The organism is Paenibacillus sp. VCA1, from assembly GCF_031583795.1.
Classification (GTDB): Bacteria; Bacillota; Bacilli; order Paenibacillales; family Paenibacillaceae; genus Paenibacillus_AQ; species Paenibacillus_AQ albilobatus.
On record NZ_JAVLSX010000002.1, the window covers coordinates 89170 to 103644 of the forward strand.

Genomic DNA, 14475 nt, shown 5'->3' on the forward strand with positions numbered 1-14475 from the left:
CCTTATTCCAGTCCCATCATTCCAAAATACCTAAATATGTCATATCACGAAGCCAAAAAGACCTCTTTTGATTCTAAAGTCCTATAAAACTTTCGGAATAGAGAACCGATGAACATGATGTTGCGCATTTCTTTGGTCTTATTTTCATTGCGCAATTATTCCTAAAATATCATTCGATCATCGTTCACCGCCAGGCGGACACAGTCCCGGCAGCTGCCCGAAACAAGGACCGGCATCCGGCCCGCCCGTGTTGATCCATAAGACCAACAACCCATTTCGCCGCAAACGACGAGGGCATAATGGATCATGGATCGTATAGATCGTATAAGGAGTGCAGAGAGTATGGCATCAAAATGGATTCAGCGCATATTGACGATTATCGCCTTTGTCGGCACCATGGTTTCCGGCACGGAGGAAGGAGCGGCTGCGTCCCAACCGGCACCGGCTCCCAAAACCGCCGCGGCCCCGCATGACCAAAAAGCCACGTGGCTGTGGAAAACCGAATGGATCCGGCGGGATCCGCAGGAGGTTCTGACGTTTCTGACCCGGCATGAGGTAAACCTTGTCTATTTGCAAATCAATGCCGACATCCCCGTGACCTATTATAAAAGCTTTATTAAGCAGTCGGCGGCTCTGGGCATTGAGGTGGATGCGCTGAACGGCGCCCCAAGATGGGGTCTCACGTCGAATCGGCAAGAAATTACCGGTTTTCTGAACTGGGTAAAAAGCTACCAGCAAGCGGCAGGCGAAAACGAAGCGTTCCACGGCATTCACGTCGACATCGAACCCCATTTGCTCCCGGAGTGGAAAGAAGACCTGCCCGATGTCATCCGCCAGTGGGAAAGCAACGTCCGCTACCTTCGAAACGAAGCCGATCGCATGGGGCTGCCGTTGTCGGCCGACATCCCGTTCTGGCTCGGCAATTATACCGCCTCCGACGGCAAAACGGCCCTTAACCGGTTTATGATCGGCCAATTCGATTCGGTTACGGTCATGTCTTACCGCAATACGGCCAAAGGGATCAACGACATCGCCCAAAGCACGCTGAAGGCTGCGGCAGACCTCGGCAAAGCCGCCATGGCCGCCGTAGAAACGAAACCAAGCCTCGAAGGGGATTTCATTACCTTTTACCAGGAAGGGGCCGAGGTCATGTATGATCAAATGGCCGAGCTTCAGGACATGCTTAAAGACAATCCGGCCTACGCCGGCATCGCCATTCATGACTTTGACGGCTGGCGTGACTTGAAAAATTAATTAAAAATGAACCGTTCTTACGGATTGAGCTGCACCGAAGCCTGTTTCCCGCTAAGCTGGATTCCCGACGTCCGATGCCCTGCATGGCTCAAATCCTTTGCCAGCCGCTCAAGCAGTTCTTTGGCGGCGGTTCCTTCCTTGCCTTTGATTCGAACGACAAGCAAAACGGCGTCGCCGGACTGCAATATCTTCTCCGCCTGGCGCCGTTTCGTTTCATAATCATGCTCCTCGATTTGCGGCGTCAGCCGGATCTCTTTTACCTTCATGCCTCGTTCCGCCGCTTTCGCCTGCTGCTTTTCCCTTTTGGCGTCTCCCGCCCCGATGAGCCGGCATGGCGGGGGACTGCTCATCAGCGAGGTGCAAACCAGGTCAACCTTCAGCTTTTTGGCCAACGCCAACGCTTCCGCGGTCGGCATGACGCCGAGATCCTCTCCGTTTAGTCCCGTCAGTTCCACTTCCGACGCTTTGATTTTTTCGTTCATCAGCATTTTCCGTACGCTCCCGTTCGTATTGTCGTATAAAGCCGCACGCCGGGCTTGGCGCCGGACATACCGTATGTATGATGCCGCGCTAAGCCCGGTCCAGCTTGATTTCCACTTCGTCCAAAGGAGAAAGCCTCATGTCAAAACCGTCTTCGGTCAATTCCTTGCCGTTCACTTTAATTACCCATTTTTCCACCGCTTTGGAGACGTATCCTTTGATCGAATGAACCATGCGCTTGTTCAACGTCAATTCGATGAAATCCGTGCTGGTGAGCATGTCCCGCACGTTTTCGTTTTCGGCGTACGGCAGGATGTACGTATGCGAAATCGAGGGCATGATGGTCCCGCCGTTGATTTTAAGCACGGAATATTGGACCTCTTTCGTTTTGGGATCCGTCGGTTCAATGGAGATGCCAAGCTCGTCGTTTTCCTTCAACACCGTATCCAGCTTGTCCTTTCCAAGCTTTTTATCGTTGAGCTCGATTCCCCAGGTGAAGGCGGGCGAAAGCGATACCTGGCTGATCGAATGGATGCTCCCGTCGTCCGCAAAGGTGACGATTCCGCTGTTTTTCAGGCCTTCCCGGATCGTAACCCCCTGCTCCAAATATTTTTCAAGATCGCGAATCGTGTCCTGAGAGAAAAAATCGTCTTTTTCCGAAATCAATATCGGCGAAAAACCTTCGCCGGATGCCACTGCGGCCGCATCCTTGGATTTGACGCCATCGCAGCCCGCCAGCAAAACCATGGCGGCAGTGATGAAAGCGATTACTTTTTTGAAGCTGTTCCCCATTTTGGGCACCACCTTTTTTTATTCATTGCATGGTGCTTCAGCGGCTGCAGTCTCTATGAACCAAAAATAGAGTCCTCGCCTGAGAACTCTATTTTACCATAATGGAGCGATCGTTTTCGACAGGGATTAGACAGGTTTAGACCAAAAACTCAATTGATCAGCGCCTGCATGAACGTTCTTGTGCCGTCCGAGTTTTTCAAATATGGACCCAAACCGAGAAAATGGCCGCGGTCGACATAAACGCCCGTCATCCACGTCCCCTCCAGAACCTCTCCATCCAGATGGAGGAGCAGCGGCGGCGCGGAAATCAGTTCCTGGTAAACGGGCACGCGGGTATTGTGCTTTTTGAAAGGTTTGCCGGATTGCTCGAAAGGAAGGGAAGTGACATAGGTAGGCACGAAATAAGCCGAGATGGTTTCCATCTCTTCTTCATCGTAAAAAGGGGCGTCGCCGAGAACGGGATAAAACAGCGAAATTTCCTCGAATTGCGACCAGATGAACAGCTGCAGCATCATGCTTTGCAATCTGCCGTTATGGAAGACGTATTCGCGTCTGCCCGGATGCTCCTTTTCTTTCGCGCCGTCGACGGGCTCGACGTAATGGCGCTCGCAGCCTACGCATTTCCATCCGGAGGGGCTTTGAATCCATTTTTGAAAGACCGGACTGCTGTTTTCTCCGCATGGGGAGAGCGGTTCTTGAGCGGGCTTCGGGCAGGCCCAATACTTTCGTACAGATTCCGGTACATGCTGAGCCAGCATTGAGATCGTTTTGTCGTAAATCTTCCGCACTTTGATAGAAGCGCTTTCAAGTTCGTTAACATCCTCTTGGCCATACCTGATTTCTTGGGAAAGTACTATTTTTCTCATCTTCATCCGCCTCCTTAAGCGCCGAAAAGGCAGTTTATTTCCAATTATACTACAGAACCTGCGGCAAGGTGCAAGTCTGTGCCTAAAAATAGAAAAAACAACCAGTTTTATGCAGCATCATTCCACCCTCGCATGTTTTCGTATAACGCAAAAAACCTCCCTTGCGATCGAAGGAAGGTTTAACGTCACGGTTCGTTACCGGGGCTCATCAAGTTCCACCCAGTGCTCGGCCCATTGCTGGACTTGGTCCATCACCGGCTGAAGCGCTTTTCCTTTTTCAGTCAATTCGTATTCAATCCGAACCGGCGTCTCAGGATAGACATGGCGTTCCAAAATGCCCTCGGTTTCCAAATCTTTCATGCGTTCGGACAGCATTTTGTCGCTCATGGATGGTATGATATGCGATATATCCTTGAACCGTTTCGGCCCGTTCATCAACGAGTAAATAATAAGCCCGTTCCAACGCTTTCCCAATACGGAAAAGGCCGTTTCGAACCGAGGGCACATACCGTAATCCTGATCCTTCATGTTTTTCACCTCTTTACAGGATCCATGCAAACAGTTAATGTCTCATGAAAGCTTACATTAAGTTAGTTTGTTTCAATTTTACCACATTCGATAAAAAAAGAAAACTCACCGAAGCCGAATCCTGCCCTGTAAATCCTTCCGGACCGCATCCGAAATCCGCCCACGGCAAAGCAAAAACGGCGGCATCCGCTGCCGCCGTTTCCTTTAGGACCGCCAAAAAGGCGCAATAACCAGGTTATACCGCAGATCCTTTTGCGAATTCCCTTACCGGCTGGGGAGCATGCCCAAACTGCAGCTTCTCGCCGGGAGCCGGGCAAGCCCATCTGACGCCATTGGCGATCACTTTTAAAACCCCGGGATGGAAATAGGTCGGATGCGTCTCATGGCCGGGACGGAAATAGAAAATTTTCCCGCGTCCGCGGCGGAAGGTGCACCCGCTTCTGAATACTTCCCCGCCTTCGAAATTGCTGATGAACACGATCTCATCCGGCGTCGGGATGTCGAAAAATTCCCCGTACATTTCTTCGTGATCCAGGATGATCTTTTCCCCGATGCCTTCGGCGATCGGATGGGACGGGTTGACGTTCCAGATGATTTCCTGCTCCTCCGCTTCGCGCCATTTCAAATCGCAGGACGTGCCCATCAAAGCTTTGAACGGTTTGGAAAAATGGCCGGAATGGAGCACGATCAATCCCATGCCGTCCAAAACGCGCTGCTTGACCCGCGCCACGACCTCGTCGCTTACCCGGTCATGGGCTACATGCCCCCACCAAATCAAAACGTCCGTTTGGTTCAGCGTTTCTTCGGTCAAGCCGTGTTCCGGCTCATCCAGCGTCGCGGTTCTGATATTAAAATCATCGTGCTGAATGCCTTGGGACAATGCCGTGTGGATGCCGTTCGGATAAACGGCTTTGACGGCGGCGTCCTTGTTCTCGTGTACGAATTCGTTCCATATCGTTACGTTAATCATGCTGATCCCCCTTATTTATACCCACCACATGTCGCCAAGCGACTCTTCGATCAGAACTTGCTGCAGGTTGGCCACCGCTTTCGAGAAGCCTTCCTCGATGGACATCAGGCCGTCTTCATGCTCAATGCTGACCACATAGTCATAACCGACCAGGCGCAGCGCGCTGATGATGTCGGCCCATGTTTTGACGTCGTGGCCGTAGCCTACGCTGCGGAACTGCCATGCGCGCTCCAGCATGTTCGTGTACGGCTGCATATCCGTTAAACCGTAACGGTTGACGTTAATCGGATCGATCACGGTATCCTTCGCATGGAAATGGTGGATGGCTCCTGCACGGCCCAAAATATGAATCGCTTGAACCGGATCGATGCCCTGCCACCACATATGGCTTGGATCAAGGTTGGCGCCGATCGCCTCTCCGGCCGCTTCGCGCAGGCGGAGCAGCGTTGCCGGCGTATGCACCGAGAAGCCCCCGTGCAGCTCCAAACCGATTTTCACGTGATGGTCGGCCGCAAATTTCGCTTGCTCCGTCCAATACGGAATCACTTTGTTTTCCCACTGCCATGCCAAAATTTCCTGGTAGTCGTTCGGCCACGGAGCGACCGGCCAGTTCGGGTATTTGGCGTTTTCGTGATCGCCCGGACAGCCGGAGAACGTGTTGACGACCTCTACGCCGAGCTTTTCGGCGAGCTTCACGGAATTGACGAAATCCTCGTGATCCGCCTGGGCCAAATGTTTCTGCGGGTGAAGCGGGTTGCCGTGGCAGCTGAGCGCGCTGATCGTCAGGCCGCGGGATTCCACCGCATGCTTGAATTCTTTCAGCTTCGCTTCGTTTTCAAGCAGCTCCGCCGGATTGCAATGCGCTTTGCCGGGGTTCCCTCCCGTTCCGATCTCAACCGCTTTCAGTCCTTTGGAAGCGACGTAATCGAGCGCATCCTCCAGCTTGCGTCCCCCGAACAATACCATAAATACGCCTAGTTTCAAGGTAAACTCCTCCTTGTGCTTTTTGGTTTTATTTTTAGCGAGGCTTGAAGCCTCTGTTTGAAAAGCTTTTCATCTCGCAAAAGAAGATGTCCGAAACCCCGCACAGAACATCTGTATGGGGATCGGGGCATCAACATGCATGTATTTTGGATGGATTATTCAAAATAAACGGCTTTACCCGTTTTGGCGGATTCGTAGATCGCCTCCAAAATTTGCGTTACGACAAACGCCTGCTCCGGTTTCACGATCGGCTCCTTGTCTTCCAGAATCGCTTCGATCCACAGTCTTTGCTCCAGATCGGATTCGCTTTCCGCGGTTCCGGAGTAGAACGCGACGCCGCCCGCCTGCAAATCGATGTTCGTATCGTACAAACGGCCGAGCTTTTCCCCGTTGATGCGGAGTCCGTCTTTCATGTCGGCGCCGCCTTCGGTGCCTGCAAGAATCGTTTTCGCTTCGCCGGTTTCCACGACGTTCAGCGCCCAGCTGGATTCCAACATGATCGTTGCCCCGTTTTCCATCGTAATGAAACCGAAAGCGGAGTCTTCCACCTTGAATTGTTCCGGATCCCATGGACCCCAGGCGTTAGCCGCGTCTTTGCGCTGCCCGAGCTTGTGGAACGAGGAGCCGAGCACGCTTTTCGGCTTGTAGTTGTCCATCATCCACAACGTCAAGTCAAGCGCATGCGTGCCGATATCGATGAGCGGTCCGCCGCCTTGTTTTTCCTCGTCCAAAAAGACGCCCCAAGTCGGAACCGCGCGGCGGCGGATCGCCAGAGCCTTGCCGAGATAGATGTCGCCAAGCTCGCCTGCTTCGCACAGCTGCTTCAAATACAAGCTGTCCGGACGGTAGCGGTTTTGGTAGCCGATCGTCAGCTTTTTGCCCGTACGGCGCGCGGCGTCCAACATTTCTTGAGCCTGCGCGACGGTTTTGGCCATCGGCTTTTCGCACATGACGTGTTTGCCGGACTCAAGGGCGGCTACCGTAATTTCCGAATGGGAATCGTTAGGCGTACATACGTGAACGACGTCGATGCTTTGGTCTTTCAGCAGCTCGCGGTAATCCGTATACACCTTCGCGTCTTTGGCGCCGTATTCCTCCGCGGCTTTTTCGGCGCGTTCCTTCACGATATCGCAAAATGCCACCATTTGGGCTTGCTGCTGCTTGGCAAGGCTCGGCATATGCTTCCCGTTGGCGATTCCTCCGCAGCCGATGATAGCGATGTTCAAGGTTTGGGTCGATTTAGACATGTACTGGTCCTCCGTTTTTCGCATAATTTTTAATCCATTCCATGCTTTGGGCGATGGCTTCGAGCGGCGGGTTCTGGCAGAAATCCTGCTCTACCACGATCCACTCCACCCCCGCTTTGTCTGCGGCATCGGCTACGGCCTTCAAATCCACTTCTCCTTGGCCCAGCTCCACCGTCAGCGGGGAGCCGTCCTCTTGTCTGCGGACATCCTTCCAATGCACGACCGGCAGCCGGCCCGCGTAGGATTCGATGTATCGGGCGGGATCGTAACCCGCAAAGTGAGCCCAGCAGCTGTCCAGCTCGATCTGGAGCAAGGATGCGGGAACCGCTTCATACATGGCGTCGAACACCGTTTTGTCCCCGATCTTTTCCGTAAACTCGAAATCATGGTTATGGTACAGCAGCGTGACCCCTTGTTCGGCGCAGCGCTTTCCGATGCGCTCCAGGTTCGCGAACACCTCGTCCCATTTGCGGTCTTCGGCTCCCAGATACGGGACGATCAGCCGGGTGTTGCCGATCTCTTTGTTGTAGGCAATCTCCTCGTCGAGGGCGCTCAGCATGCGGTCGTAGCCGGTATGCGTCCCGAGGGCGACCAGGCTGTATTGATCCAGCAACGCTTTCACCTCGGCGGCAGGGCGTCCGAAAAAGGTATGGAACTCGACGCCTTGATAGCCGAGCTCTGCTACTTTCTTCAACGTACCCTCGAAATCCTGCTCCATTTGCTCACGAACCGTATAAAGTTGCAATCCCAGCTTTAACATATAAACCCACTCCCGTTTTTTTGGATTGGCAAACGGCGTTTTAAGATAAAGTGCTTTCCAATACCACATGCTCGCCCTTTAAGGAAGAGGCTTGGAACGCATGCATCGCTTCAAGCACGTGGTAAGCGAGCTCCCCGCCCGCGCGGTGGTTCCGGCCTTCCCGGATCGACTTCACCATATCGTTCACCCCGAGCCCGCGTTCGTTTCTGCCGCATTCGAACACCGGAGCCAATGTTTCGGCTTCGCTTGATCCGCTTCGGCGGAGCTTGACGTCCCCGTCAAAAAAATTCGGATCGGGCAGGATCAGCGTCCCTTCCGTGCCGTATATTTCAAGCCAAGGCAAATCGGCCCCGCCTTTAATGTCAAAGCTTGTGATGACGGTGGCGATGGCGCCCTGCTTGAAATCGATCGTCCCGGCCAAATGCGTCGGCGTAAGCACCGGTATTTGCGTGCCGGCTTTCGGTCCCGAACCGATCGTTCTCGTCTGGACCGGAGCCCCGGCCGAAGAACTGATCCGGTGCATCGGGCCGAGCAGCTCCGCAAGCGCCGTCAAATAATACGGTCCCATATCGAACATCGGCCCGCCGCCCGGGGCGTAAAAAAACTCCGGATCCGGATGCCAGCCCTCCGGCCCGCCGCTCATCATAAATGCAACGGCCGCCACCGGCTTGCCGATCATGCCGCTTTCGATGGCGGCTTTGGCGGTTTGGACGCCCGATCCGAGGAACGTGTCCGGCGCGCTGCCGACGCGAAGGCCTTTGCTTTCCGCGACTTCAAGTATGCGCTTACCATCCGCAAGCGAGACCGCCAGCGGCTTCTCGGCATACACATGTTTGCCCGCTTCAAGCGCGGCGATGTCAATGTCGGCGTGGCTGCCCGGAATCGTCAAATTGATGACGAGTTCGATGGACGGGTCCGCCAGCAGGTCTGCCACCGTGTATACGTTTGCAATCCCGTATTCGGCCGCCCGCGACTCGGCGCGTTCGAGCACCACGTCCGCGCAGGCCGCCACTTCGACCACCGCGCTTTTTTTCAAGTTTTCCAAATAGATGGCGCTAATGTTGCCGCAGCCGATGATGCCTGCCTTCATTTTGCTCTCCATGTCCCACTCTCCTTCAGGATGTTGAAGGTTGAACCAACAATCTAGTACCCATGGTATTCCGAATTCATTTATATTAAAATGAATAATATGATTAAAACATGAACAATCTGGTCATTATTTTTCCGTTCGAATAAATAATCCCGCTAAGCGGGGTCATTGGCTTCGAAGCGGATCCAGGTACTTTAACGGTGACCTTGGCAATGATTGTTTTTATAGATAAAAAAACCGCCGGATTCTTTCGAATCCGCGGCCGGCATAGGAGTCATTTTCATGTCAACGGATCAAACGGTTCACATCTATACGGCGGGGTTTTCGTTCCACCATAAACCCTTTTACATGAGCGAAATGAACGGAGTCAAAAATTATTTGATGCGGCTGCAGACGGACGGAAGATGCCGGGCCCGCGTCGGCGGGGAAATGGTGCCCATCGAGGCGGGGGACCTGCTCCTTTTTTCGCCGGACGAGCCTTATGAGCTGAAAATCGACGAAGAGCTGAACGCCCAAAACGAGCTGGCGGTCGAAAGCGGCGATTACCATATTTTTTTCGGGGGCAGCTGGATCGAACAATGGTGGGCCCGCCAAAAGCGGCCGACGAAAATCAGGGTCCCGCTTAACGAGACGATTATCGGCCTGTTTAGGCAGATCGTGCTGGAGCAGCGTAAAATCTCGAATCCTTACCCCGAAATTTCGGGGTATTATATGCGGATCTTGTGTCTGGAAACGGACCGCCTTCTCCGCGAGCATCCGTCCACGACGCCGAAAACGTATTTGGCTCACCGGATCAAGCATTACATCGAGGAAAACGCGTCGGCGTCGTTTAAGCTGGAGGACGTGGCCGCCCACGTCGGGATCAGCGTTTCGCGCGCGGTTCATCTGTTTAAGGAAGCGTTCGGCAAAAGCATCATGCAGTACACGCTTGACGTCAGGCTCGACATGGCGCGCGAAAGGATCATTTTCAGCCCGATGTCCCTGGAAAACATCGCCGAAACCTCCGGGTTTGCGAATTACACGTATTTTCACCGCGTATTTCGCTCCCGCTTCGGGAAATCGCCGAAGGAGTTCCGGATGGACAGCCGCGAGCAGATTTAAAGATGGTTTTAGAAAAAGAGGCCGAATCCGCCTTAAAATGTACCCCATAGAGTAGACACCTAAAAAAAGGTCTACCCTACGGGGTACTTTTCTATACTTAAAGGAAATAAAATCCGGGGAGAAAACCATGAGTATTAAGTTATTTAGTCAACGTGACATGAACAAGGTTGTCGGAACTTTATCAAATGTTAAGAGTAGAATATTACTCTTTTAAGATTCCTCATTGAAGGAGATTGCAGTAACGCTAGGCACCGAGGGTGGTACTTATATAGGGTATGACATTATGACTACCACTGTCAGTCTATCCGTTGGATATTCCACGATGAATTGCAGGAATTGCTATATAAGTTATCTATAGTAGATCGACAGTATTTATTATTGAATGTGATTTGGGGTTATACGAGCAGGGAGATTGCTGATGCTTTTAATGATACTGCTGCTGTTACAAAAAGAATTCAACGAGCTAAGAAGAAAATGAAAGGCAACATACAGAATCTGATTGTCTAATGTGGATGGCGTCTAATTTGGAAGCGAAAATATTTATTTGTTGAAAGCTAGAATACTCCGGTGAGTACTAACCTCAAAGCCTTGTTACCGCACCACAACTAACAGTACAATAATTCCGAGCCCAATCAGCCAGATTACTGGGTGACCGAAATTTAATCCCCAGCCGACTCCGGACCTTTTCTCGACGATTAGGTTTGGATCTTTACGATTGAAATAAATCATACCTAATAGCCATTTATCATCATCATGGACAGGTCTGACATTGGAGAAATCGGCAGATCGCTCCATGCGGCTTCCGCCCTGACCAGCCCAGAACGATAAGGCGCAGGCGTATAGGATGACAAAGGCTATTATGATTAGGATAATGGGGATAGCGAAATTGATATCAAGCAGAGATATCATGCTTAGTTGCACGACGGAAACCAGGATAACTATTAAGAAGCTTGCTGTAATCATAAAATATGACCAAGTACGGCGGAAAGTTACGTCTTGTCTGATAGAACGGTTCGGATCAGTGGGTCGAACCTGCTGCTTCACTCTGCGAATACTCCAATTCTCAAATATGAACAAAAGTGTTATGAACACTTGTATTATCGTAGGCATAAACACAGAACTATAAGATTTAGCTGCATAGCGGTCTACGTTCCAACTGCTGTTGTAATGGATCGGAATCTGATCAGGAATCAGGTCGTAGTTGCGTAGCACAGTTACAATACTAACGACAATAATTAAAACATGAATGAGGAACCAATTACTAGACAAGCCAATGTTTCTTTTCCGAAATCCAGTGTCCACTGCCATGATCGATGGTTCCGGAGCAATAGGCAGCATAGGTAGTAACCTTTTCATTTTGAAATGATAGCTAATGTTTATGACTAGAGAGAATACGACCATGGCGAGTGAATAAGTGACAATGACCCAACTTTGTTGCTTGGAATGTTCATCACCGTATATTAGGCAAATGATACAAACAATGAATAGGATGGTATGTAAGGTAGCACTAATCCTAGCATATGACTTCCGCATCTGGCGCAAAGGCTCATTGTGGAATTGTACAGCGCTGACGGTGACCCCAAAACTAATTGTCTCTCTTGTTAAATAAGGCATGCTTACCATGAGTACAATTGTAGGTATAAATACAAAGACCATTACTATAACAGGCATTATCGTCATATCATTCGCCTCCTCTTATACATAAGTGTGTATTCGAAAACTCTATAACCCTTAGAGCATAGGCGATTCATCACTATGCCTTTTTGCGTATGATTATCCTTTAACTTAGGATAGGTAATCGACTTGAACATAAATTTAATTATAATCGATTTTAGTGACTATAAGGGTGAAATTAACAATTCAACCATATTTTTTTGCTACTCTTAGCAAGGCATTCTGAGCCTCCAGCCTGGCATACTTCTCTTCCTGCGTCAGCTCCCGTTTAAGGGACCTTCCTGATGCTTGGCTTCTAGTATCCTGCAAACCTAAGATTCCGTTCTCCTGGTAGCTCGCACGCCATCTCTTTCTCGAGGATTCGACTCTTTGGATCCCGATAACGGTTACGTCAAAACCACATTCCTCAAATATTTCTCTAGGAAGCTTACCCTTGTTATTTTCTGAGATAAATAACTGCTTAAATGCATCTGTATACGTAATTGCCTTAGAAGAAACAGACTTCACATAAGGATTATTTAATAACTGTTTGATTTCACTATCCGTGAATATTTTCTTGCTCATTTTTCAATTCCCCATCCCCATCTTTTTGCTTATAAACAAAAGTACCCTACCGAGAGACTTTTTTAAAGTGTCTTCTCGATAGGGTACAGTTTACATGGGATTCGGCCTTTTTGTTGTTCGGACGCATGCAAGCGTGATTAGCCGCTTTCGGTTAATACACTTTATAGGTTTGTCCGGTTTGCGCGCCCTCCACGCTTTTGCGGTACGCTTTCGCCGCCCTCGCCGCCGGCACCGGTTCAAAACCGGGAAAAAACGGGGCATAGCTGTCCATCGATTCCTCCAGCACGTTCGGGCTTACGTCGTTGATCCGGATCCCGCGCGGAAGTTCGATGGCGGCGGCCTGCACGAACGCACGGACCGCGCCGCCGGCCATTGCCGATGAAATTCCGCCCAGGATCGGATCGTCCATAATGATGCCCGTGGTCAGCGTAAAGCTGCCCCGGGCGTTGACATAATCCTTGCCGATCAACACCAGGTTGATCTGCCCTTTCAGCTTGCTTTGCACGGCGATTTCGTTATGTTCCGGCGTCAGCTCCTCCAGCCTGCCGAAATAAGCGTCGCCTGCGGCGCAGACGACGGCGTCGACGCTGCCGACTTTTTCGTACATGGCCTTGATGCTTTCAGGGGACATGATATCGACGGTAACGTCCCCCTTGCTGCGGCCGGCAGAAATGATTTCATGCCTTGGGGACAATTCGTCGCAGATGGCCTTTCCGAGCGTGCCGTGCGCACCCACCACAATGATTTTCATATTTGCATTGCCTCCTTTATCGTTGATGCCTCAAATCGGCACCGGTATCGTTCATGAATCAGCGGTCGCCGGCGTGCATTTATTTGCGTTTATCCCTGCCCGCAATCGCCTCGGACACGGCAAAAGCCAAATCCTCGTTGCCAAACAGCGACAAAACGCCAAGGACCGTCTCGTCCGGGATGGGCCCCGCCTCCTCCTTCGGCACCGTCAGCTCCAAAACCCGCTTCAGCCTTTCGTTCCCCTGCTGCTGCGGATACGCCTGCATGTACAGCTCCTCCGGATCAAGGCCCTCATTGACGCACCACTGGGCAAACACAAGGATCATCATGTCCTCGTCCTGCCGGTAGCTTTCCACGATGTTTTCTTCGACCTGTTTGCGGTATTCATCCATGTTTGCATTTCTCCCCTTCATCGTTACTTACGTATCCATGCGCATTCGCCGAAGTTCCGCTTTCCTGCCCCATGACGTCGAAGCGGCGGGTCCCCTGCATACGTGCCTTTTCGGACGCCTGCCATGGAAACCCGCCGCTTGCGGATTTTTTTACTCATGCGTAACGTCCTTACTTGCATGTTGAGCCTAAAACAAGGATCGATACACATTATACCTTTTCAAGGGACGAAACTGAATATGATTGCCGCTCAGCCCATGCCAACCGCCCGGCTTTTGGCGGCCTTTTCTTTTTTCTTCTTCGTTCGGAGCCCCAGCGCCACGACGGCGGCGATCACGATCAGCTCAAAACCGTACTTCAGCACCGCATTCGCAAACAGCCCGTGGATCAGCGGCTCTTCGACCAGCATCTTCGAGGCGGTCCAGGCAAGAATGGCCGCCCCGACCGTGATGATCACCGGGAAACGTTCCGTCAGCTTGACGATAAGCGTGCTTCCCCACACCATGATCGGCACCGAAACGGCAAGGCCGATGATGACGAGCAAAAAGTCTCCGTGGGCCGCGCCGGCTACCGCCAGCACGTTGTCCAGCCCCATCATCGCGTCGGCGATAATAATCGTGCGGATGGCCGCCCACACCTGGTTGCCTGCCGAGATGTCGTGCTTTTTCTCATCGATCAGAAGCTTATAGGCGATCCAGATGAGCGCAAGCCCCCCGACCAGGCGCAGCCCGGGGATCAAAAGCAGCTGCACGACAAGCAGCGTGGCGATCACCCGGATGACGATCGCGCCGATCGTCCCCCACAAAATAACTTTCTTCTGGTCTTCTTTTCTTACGTTTCGCGCGGCAAGACCGATGACGATGGCATTGTCTCCGGCCAGCACCAGGTCAATGATGACGATGGACAGCAGCGCCGTCCAAAAAGCCATGGTTAACAATTCCATTTTTTCTTCCACCCTTCTTTTTGAGGGAAAACATCCCCCCAGAATAAAATGATTGCTATGACTAGTCCGCCGCATGAAAAAA

Annotated in this window: 16 protein-coding genes and 1 pseudogene; 3 read left to right on the forward strand and 14 right to left on the reverse strand. The window is 51.7% G+C overall.

Annotated elements, in window-relative coordinates; all coding sequences use genetic code 11:
* Positions 1-342 precede the first annotated feature (342 nt).
* On the forward strand, positions 343-1254 hold the full coding sequence (locus RJP21_RS03870; protein WP_310858187.1) for a hypothetical protein: 912 nt from the start codon (positions 343-345) through the stop codon (positions 1252-1254).
* Between the two features lie 17 nt (positions 1255-1271).
* Here RJP21_RS03870 and infC read toward each other — a convergent pair whose 3' ends face one another.
* The 9 genes from infC to RJP21_RS03915 all read right to left on the reverse strand — a co-directional run bounded on the left by infC (position 1272) and on the right by RJP21_RS03915 (position 8983).
* On the reverse strand, positions 1272-1742 hold the full coding sequence (infC, locus tag RJP21_RS03875) for a translation initiation factor IF-3 (protein WP_310858188.1): 471 nt from the start codon (positions 1740-1742) through the stop codon (positions 1272-1274).
* 82 nt (positions 1743-1824) lie between these two features.
* Positions 1825-2526, reverse strand: coding sequence for a hypothetical protein (locus RJP21_RS03880; protein ID WP_310858189.1), 702 nt, complete (start codon positions 2524-2526; stop codon positions 1825-1827).
* Positions 2527-2675: 149 nt separating this feature from the next.
* A complete protein-coding gene (locus tag RJP21_RS03885) occupies positions 2676-3392 on the reverse strand; it encodes a hypothetical protein (protein WP_310858190.1) in 717 nt (238 codons plus the stop codon).
* Between the two features lie 195 nt (positions 3393-3587).
* Positions 3588-3920, reverse strand: coding sequence for a winged helix-turn-helix transcriptional regulator (locus RJP21_RS03890; protein ID WP_160040990.1), 333 nt, complete (start codon positions 3918-3920; stop codon positions 3588-3590).
* 235 nt (positions 3921-4155) lie between these two features.
* Positions 4156-4890 carry a ThuA domain-containing protein gene (locus RJP21_RS03895; protein ID WP_310858191.1) on the reverse strand — a complete coding sequence of 245 codons (735 nt, stop codon included), beginning with the start codon at positions 4888-4890 and terminating at the stop codon, positions 4156-4158.
* Between the two features lie 15 nt (positions 4891-4905).
* Positions 4906-5874, reverse strand: a complete 969-nt coding sequence (locus tag RJP21_RS03900) for a sugar phosphate isomerase/epimerase family protein (RefSeq protein WP_160040987.1) — start codon at positions 5872-5874, stop codon at positions 4906-4908.
* 155 nt (positions 5875-6029) lie between these two features.
* Entirely contained in the window at positions 6030-7121 is a 1092-nt protein-coding gene (locus RJP21_RS03905) for a Gfo/Idh/MocA family protein (RefSeq protein ID WP_310858192.1), read from the reverse strand.
* The gene (locus tag RJP21_RS03910; protein ID WP_310858193.1) at positions 7114-7881 is read right to left on the reverse strand and encodes a sugar phosphate isomerase/epimerase family protein; all 768 of its coding nucleotides are present in this window, start codon (positions 7879-7881) and stop codon (positions 7114-7116) included. The genes RJP21_RS03905 and RJP21_RS03910 overlap by 8 nt, the downstream gene beginning before the upstream one ends.
* Positions 7882-7921: 40 nt before the next feature.
* Positions 7922-8983, reverse strand: coding sequence for a Gfo/Idh/MocA family protein (locus RJP21_RS03915; protein ID WP_310858194.1), 1062 nt, complete (start codon positions 8981-8983; stop codon positions 7922-7924).
* Positions 8984-9253: 270 nt separating this feature from the next.
* On the opposite strand from RJP21_RS03915, the gene RJP21_RS03920 reads away from it, so the two are divergent.
* Entirely contained in the window at positions 9254-10072 is an 819-nt protein-coding gene (locus RJP21_RS03920; RefSeq protein WP_310858195.1) for an AraC family transcriptional regulator, read from the forward strand.
* Between the two features lie 327 nt (positions 10073-10399).
* Positions 10400-10579: a hypothetical protein gene (locus tag RJP21_RS31210; protein ID WP_397386170.1), complete on the forward strand. Its 180-nt coding sequence runs from the start codon at positions 10400-10402 to the stop codon at positions 10577-10579.
* Between the two features lie 84 nt (positions 10580-10663).
* On the opposite strand, the gene RJP21_RS03925 is transcribed toward RJP21_RS31210, so the two are convergent.
* The 5 genes and pseudogenes from RJP21_RS03925 to RJP21_RS03945 all read right to left on the reverse strand — a co-directional run bounded on the left by RJP21_RS03925 (position 10664) and on the right by RJP21_RS03945 (position 14393).
* Positions 10664-11752 (reverse strand): DUF1648 domain-containing protein, encoded by a 1089-nt coding sequence (locus RJP21_RS03925; RefSeq protein WP_310858196.1) that lies wholly within the window; start codon positions 11750-11752, stop codon positions 10664-10666.
* Positions 11753-11953: 201 nt separating this feature from the next.
* Positions 11954-12310: pseudogene (locus RJP21_RS03930) on the reverse strand (HTH domain-containing protein); the annotation flags it as partial.
* A gap of 151 nt (positions 12311-12461) precedes the next feature.
* Entirely contained in the window at positions 12462-13061 is a 600-nt protein-coding gene (locus RJP21_RS03935) for a short chain dehydrogenase (protein WP_310858197.1), read from the reverse strand.
* A gap of 79 nt (positions 13062-13140) precedes the next feature.
* Positions 13141-13452 carry a hypothetical protein gene (locus RJP21_RS03940; RefSeq protein WP_160040975.1) on the reverse strand — a complete coding sequence of 104 codons (312 nt, stop codon included), beginning with the start codon at positions 13450-13452 and terminating at the stop codon, positions 13141-13143.
* Positions 13453-13700: 248 nt separating this feature from the next.
* Positions 13701-14393 carry a TerC family protein gene (locus RJP21_RS03945; protein WP_160040973.1) on the reverse strand — a complete coding sequence of 231 codons (693 nt, stop codon included), beginning with the start codon at positions 14391-14393 and terminating at the stop codon, positions 13701-13703.
* Between the last annotated feature and the right edge of the window lie 82 nt (positions 14394-14475).

What these genes read in the sequence shown, in the direction of transcription:
- RJP21_RS03870 (WP_310858187.1), top strand. Translation starts at nt 343, where the DNA reads ATGGCATCAAAATGGATTCAGCGCATATTGACGATTATCGCCTTTGTC.
- infC (WP_310858188.1), bottom strand. Translation starts at nt 1,742, where the DNA reads ATGCTGATGAACGAAAAAATCAAAGCGTCGGAAGTGGAACTGACGGGA.
- RJP21_RS03880 (WP_310858189.1), bottom strand. Translation starts at nt 2,526, where the DNA reads ATGGGGAACAGCTTCAAAAAAGTAATCGCTTTCATCACTGCCGCCATG.
- RJP21_RS03885 (WP_310858190.1), bottom strand. Translation starts at nt 3,392, where the DNA reads ATGAGAAAAATAGTACTTTCCCAAGAAATCAGGTATGGCCAAGAGGAT.
- RJP21_RS03890 (WP_160040990.1), bottom strand. Translation starts at nt 3,920, where the DNA reads ATGAAGGATCAGGATTACGGTATGTGCCCTCGGTTCGAAACGGCCTTT.
- RJP21_RS03895 (WP_310858191.1), bottom strand. Translation starts at nt 4,890, where the DNA reads ATGATTAACGTAACGATATGGAACGAATTCGTACACGAGAACAAGGAC.
- RJP21_RS03905 (WP_310858192.1), bottom strand. Translation starts at nt 7,121, where the DNA reads ATGTCTAAATCGACCCAAACCTTGAACATCGCTATCATCGGCTGCGGA.
- RJP21_RS03910 (WP_310858193.1), bottom strand. Translation starts at nt 7,881, where the DNA reads ATGTTAAAGCTGGGATTGCAACTTTATACGGTTCGTGAGCAAATGGAG.
- RJP21_RS03915 (WP_310858194.1), bottom strand. Translation starts at nt 8,983, where the DNA reads ATGGAGAGCAAAATGAAGGCAGGCATCATCGGCTGCGGCAACATTAGC.
- RJP21_RS03920 (WP_310858195.1), top strand. Translation starts at nt 9,254, where the DNA reads ATGTCAACGGATCAAACGGTTCACATCTATACGGCGGGGTTTTCGTTC.
- RJP21_RS03925 (WP_310858196.1), bottom strand. Translation starts at nt 11,752, where the DNA reads ATGACGATAATGCCTGTTATAGTAATGGTCTTTGTATTTATACCTACA.
- RJP21_RS03935 (WP_310858197.1), bottom strand. Translation starts at nt 13,061, where the DNA reads ATGAAAATCATTGTGGTGGGTGCGCACGGCACGCTCGGAAAGGCCATC.
- RJP21_RS03940 (WP_160040975.1), bottom strand. Translation starts at nt 13,452, where the DNA reads ATGGATGAATACCGCAAACAGGTCGAAGAAAACATCGTGGAAAGCTAC.
- RJP21_RS03945 (WP_160040973.1), bottom strand. Translation starts at nt 14,393, where the DNA reads ATGGAATTGTTAACCATGGCTTTTTGGACGGCGCTGCTGTCCATCGTC.